The sequence below is a fragment of the Halorubrum sp. SD626R genome (assembly GCF_001261915.1).
In the GTDB taxonomy this organism is placed as follows: domain Archaea; phylum Halobacteriota; class Halobacteria; order Halobacteriales; family Haloferacaceae; genus Halorubrum.
Genome location: NZ_CVRT01000035.1, coordinates 1 through 4,098 on the forward strand (window position 1 = coordinate 1; position 4,098 = coordinate 4,098).

The window sequence follows — 4,098 nt, forward strand, 5'->3', positions numbered from 1 at the left end:
ACATCCGCGCGACGAGGTAGACGCCGGCCGCGACCATCGTCGCGGCGTGGATCAGCGCGGAGACGGGCGTCGGACCCTCCATCGCGTCGGGGAGCCACGTGTGCAGCGGGAACTGCGCCGACTTCCCGACGACGCCGCCGAGGACGAGCAGGCCGACGACGGTGAGCCACGTCTGCAGGTCGAGTCCGCCGGGCGTCCACGCGACCGAGCCCTCGCCGCCGAGCGCCGCCTCGGCCAGCGCCGGGAACGACTCCGGTCCGGCGAACTGCGCCGTGCCGAACGTCCCGATGACGGCGACGACGCCGATCAGGAAGAAGTAGTCGCCGAAGCGGGTGACGAGGAACGCCTTCTTCGCCGCCGACGGCGGGCCGGGCTCGCGGAAGTGGAACCCGATGAGCAGGTACGAGCAGAGCCCGACCAGCTCGAAGAACATGAACGCCATCAGCAGGTTATCGGCGACCACGAAGCCGAGCATCGACGCCGTGAACAGGCCGAGCCCGGCGTAGTAGCGCGGGAGGCCGGTCTCGCCCTCGTCGTTCATGTAGCCGAGCGAGAACACGTGCACGAGCAGCGCGACGAGCGTCACGATGACGAGCATGAGCGCCGACAGCGGGTCGATTAAGATCCCGAAGGAGAGTTCGACGTCCGTCGGGCCGATCCCGCCGGCGCTCGCCCACGTGTAGATCGTGCGGTTCGCCGCCGCGCCGCCCGCGACCGTCGCGAGCACCCACAGCGAGAGCAGGAAGGAGCCCGCCGTCGCCGCGATGCCCCCGAAGGCGCCTCCCTTGGGGAGGTACTTGCCCGCGCCGAGCGCGATCAGGAACGAGAAGAACGGGAGGAGGACGATCGCCGGAACGTATGAGAACACGTCTATCATGTTACCACCTCATCTCCGTCGGAACGGTCACGTCGGTGACGCCGAAGTTGCGGTACAGCACGAGGATGATGCCGATCCCGATCGCGACCTCCGCGGCCGCGAGCGCGATGACGAACAGCGCGAACACCTGCCCCGTGAGGTCGCCGTAGTACAGCGCGAACGCGACGAAGTTGATGTTCGCCGCGTTCATCATGAGCTCGACGCTCATCAGGAAGTACAGCGCGTCGCGCCGCGTGAGCACGCCGAACAGCCCGACACAGAAGACGGCGGCCGCGAGCAGCAGGTACCACTCCGGCGGGATCGAGGAGGCGACGGCGGTCATTACCGCTCACCCCCCTCGCGCCCGCCGTCGGTGAACGCCTGCCCCACGGCGGCGATGATCGAGCCGCCCTCCTCGCGTTTCGCCAGGTACACCGCGCCGTCGACGGCGACGTCGAGCGCCACGGCGGCGATCAGGAACGCGGCGAGGAACCCCTCGGAGGGAATCGTCGCGACGTCGTACGCGCCGAGGTTGAACAGGGCGTACCCGATGTTGTGGACGACCGACGCGTCGGTCGGGAAGCCGGCCCCCTCCGCCGCGAAGTCGGCCGACAGCGCCGTCAAGGCCATCGCGCCGAAGAGGAGCCCGACCGCCGCGGCGGGGACGATGCGCCCGCCCCGCCGGGAATCTCCGTCGCTCATGCGCTATTCACCTCCGTTTCCGTCTCCGATCGCGTGAGCATCACGCCGAACGTGACTAAGATCAGAACCCCGCCCACGTAGACGAGGATCTGCATGGCGGCGATAAACTCCGCCTGGAGCATCACGTAATGTACCGCGACGCTCGTGAGGGCTCCGCCCAGAAGCAGCGCGGCGTGGAACACGTCGCGCGCCAGGACGACCCCGAGGGCGAACGCCAGCGTGACCGCGGCGAACAGCCCGAACGCGATGGTAGCATAAACCATTGTGTTTGTCTCCTATGAGAACCCCTTTGAAGATTTCGAGACGCGCCCGCTACTGGTAGTCGACCTCGCCGTCGCCCTCCCCGATCCACGCGCCGCGATCGGGGTTGCGGGACTCCAGCGGGTCGATTCCCTTGTACCACGGGACGTTCTTGAGCTGTTCTTTGTTGAACACGAAGTCGTCCTTCGTGTCCGCGGTGAACTCGAAGTTCTGTGTCAGCAGGATGGCGTCGACGGGGCAGACCTCCTCGCAGAGCCGGCAGTAGATGCACTGCCCGATGTGGAGGTTGTACTGCTCCCCGTTGCGCTGGTCGTCCTGTACGATCTGGATCGTGTCGTTCGGACAGACGTTCTCGCACTGGCGGCACCAGATGCACCGCTCCTGGCTGAACTTGTGGATCCCGCGGAACCGCGGGCTCACCTCGGGCGCGTCCTCCGGGTATTCCACCGTGAACGTCGACCCGTCCAGCGCGTGTTTCATCGTCGTCGCCATGGATTTCATGAGTCCGATCATGTTACGCGATCACCCCCACGATTACGGCCGTGAGCACCAGGTTCGCGAACGACAGCACCAGCATTCCCTTCCAGCCGATCTCGATCAGCTGGTCGATGCGGACGCGCGGCAGCGCGGAGCGGGCCCACTGCGTGAACAGGAAGAAGCCCCAGATCTTCACCACGAACCAGATGAAGCCGATGCTCTCCGGGCCCGGCCCGGAGGCCCCGCCGAGGAACGTCACGGCGAGGATCGCGCCGCCGAGGAAGATGTGCACGAACTCGCCGAGGTAGAAGAGGACGAAGTACGCGGAGGAGTACTCCGTCTGGTAGCCGGCGACGATCTCCGTCGGCGCCTCCGGGATGTCGAACGGGTTCCGCCCGATCTCCGCCAGGTTCGCCGTGAGGAACAGGACGAACGCGAACGGGTTCACGAAGGCGTACCACGCCGGGATGTCGATCCCGGCGATCGTCACCAGCGTCGTCGTCTGCGCGCCGACGATGCCGCTCATCTGGAGGGTGCCCGCGAAGATCACGACGGACATCGCCGTGACGATGAGCGGGATCTCGTACGCGAGGTTCTGCGCGACCGCGCGCAGCCCGCCGAGCAGCGAGTACTTGTTGTTCGACGCGTAGCCGGCCATCACCAGCGAGACCGAGGCGATGGAGGCGAACGCGAACACCAGCGCGAACCCGACCTCCGGGTCGGCGAGGTGGAAGTTGATCGGGCCGAGGCGGCCCATCGGGATCACCGAGAAGCCGAGCAGCGCCGACGCCGGCAGGATGACCGGCGCGATGTCCCACGACGGGCGGTCGACGCCCTCGGGGACGATCAGCTCCTTCGCGAGCAGCTGAACGGCGGACGCCGGGATGATCAGGAGCCCGAACGGACCGATCCGGTTGACCGCGATCCGGTCGGTGAACGCCGCCGTGATCTTCCGTTTCGCCCACGGGCCGGCGACGCCGGTGAACGCGAGAACGATGTTCCCGACGACGGCGGCGGCGATCAGGGCCGCGACGACCTCGCCGAGCACGCCCGGCAGCCCGAACGTGTCGACGAGGAACTCGGGGAACAGCTGTGCGGGCGCCGTCCCCATCAGCGGTCCACCTCCCCGAGCACGATGTCGAGGCTCCCGAGCGCCGCGATGACGTCGGGGATGTACTCCCCGTTAGCCATCTCGGGCAGCGTCTGGAGGTTCGAGAAGCACGGCGACCGAATCTTGAAGCGGGCGGGCTTGTCGGTGCCGTCGGAGCGGATGTAGATCCCGAGTTCGCCCTTCGCGCCCTCAACGGCGCGGTAGATCTCGGTGTCGTCGTCGGGACGCAGCGTGCGCGGCACGTTCGCCTGAATCGTCCGCTCGTCTTCCGGCCAGTCTTCGAGCAGGTCCACGCACTGCTCGATGATCTTCGCCGACTCCTCGACCTCGCGCATCCGGACGAGCAGGCGGCTGAAGTTGTCGCAGCCGTCCTCGGTGACGACGTCCCAGTCGAGCTCGTCGTAGTAGCCGTACGGGTCGTCCCGCCGGAGGTCGTAGTCGACCCCGGACCCGCGAGCGACCGGACCGGTCGCGCCGTAGTTCTTCGCGACGTCCGGCGGGAGGATGCCCGTGTCGATCGTCCGCATCTGGAAGATCTCGTTGGAGGTGACGAGGTTGTGGTACTCCTCGACGGACTCCGGAAGCTGGTCGAGGAAATCGCGCGTCTTCGAGAAGAACTCCTCGCGCGGCTCCGGCAGGTCCCAGACGACGCCGCCGAGCCGGAAGTAGTTGAACATCAGCCGCTGGCCCG

At 67.2% G+C, this 4,098-nt stretch carries 6 protein-coding genes and 1 pseudogene; all 7 read right to left on the minus strand.

What is annotated here, in order from left to right; genetic code table 11:
- Positions 1–877, minus strand: an 877-nt coding sequence (locus SD626R_RS02885; RefSeq protein WP_303645073.1) for an NADH-quinone oxidoreductase subunit 5 family protein, incomplete at its 3' end; no start/stop codon positions are given.
- 1 nt (position 878) lies between these two features.
- Positions 879–1,199, minus strand: coding sequence for an NADH-quinone oxidoreductase subunit NuoK (gene nuoK, locus SD626R_RS02890; RefSeq protein ID WP_092563221.1), 321 nt, complete (start codon positions 1,197–1,199; stop codon positions 879–881).
- Positions 1,199–1,558, minus strand: a complete 360-nt coding sequence (locus SD626R_RS02895) for a hypothetical protein (RefSeq protein ID WP_092563224.1) — start codon at positions 1,556–1,558, stop codon at positions 1,199–1,201. Before SD626R_RS02895 ends, nuoK begins: the two co-directional genes overlap by 1 nt.
- The gene (locus SD626R_RS02900; RefSeq protein WP_092563227.1) at positions 1,555–1,821 is read right to left on the minus strand and encodes an NADH-quinone oxidoreductase subunit J; all 267 of its coding nucleotides are present in this window, start codon (positions 1,819–1,821) and stop codon (positions 1,555–1,557) included. The genes SD626R_RS02895 and SD626R_RS02900 overlap by 4 nt, the downstream gene beginning before the upstream one ends.
- Before the next feature lie 49 nt (positions 1,822–1,870).
- The gene (locus SD626R_RS02905) at positions 1,871–2,332 is read right to left on the minus strand and encodes a NuoI/complex I 23 kDa subunit family protein (protein WP_092563230.1); all 462 of its coding nucleotides are present in this window, start codon (positions 2,330–2,332) and stop codon (positions 1,871–1,873) included.
- Position 2,333: 1 nt separating this feature from the next.
- Positions 2,334–3,407: a complex I subunit 1/NuoH family protein gene (locus SD626R_RS02910; protein ID WP_092563233.1), complete on the minus strand. Its 1,074-nt coding sequence runs from the start codon at positions 3,405–3,407 to the stop codon at positions 2,334–2,336.
- Positions 3,407–4,098, minus strand: a pseudogene (locus SD626R_RS02915) (NADH-quinone oxidoreductase subunit C); the annotation flags it as partial. The pseudogene SD626R_RS02915 and the gene SD626R_RS02910, both read right to left, overlap by 1 nt.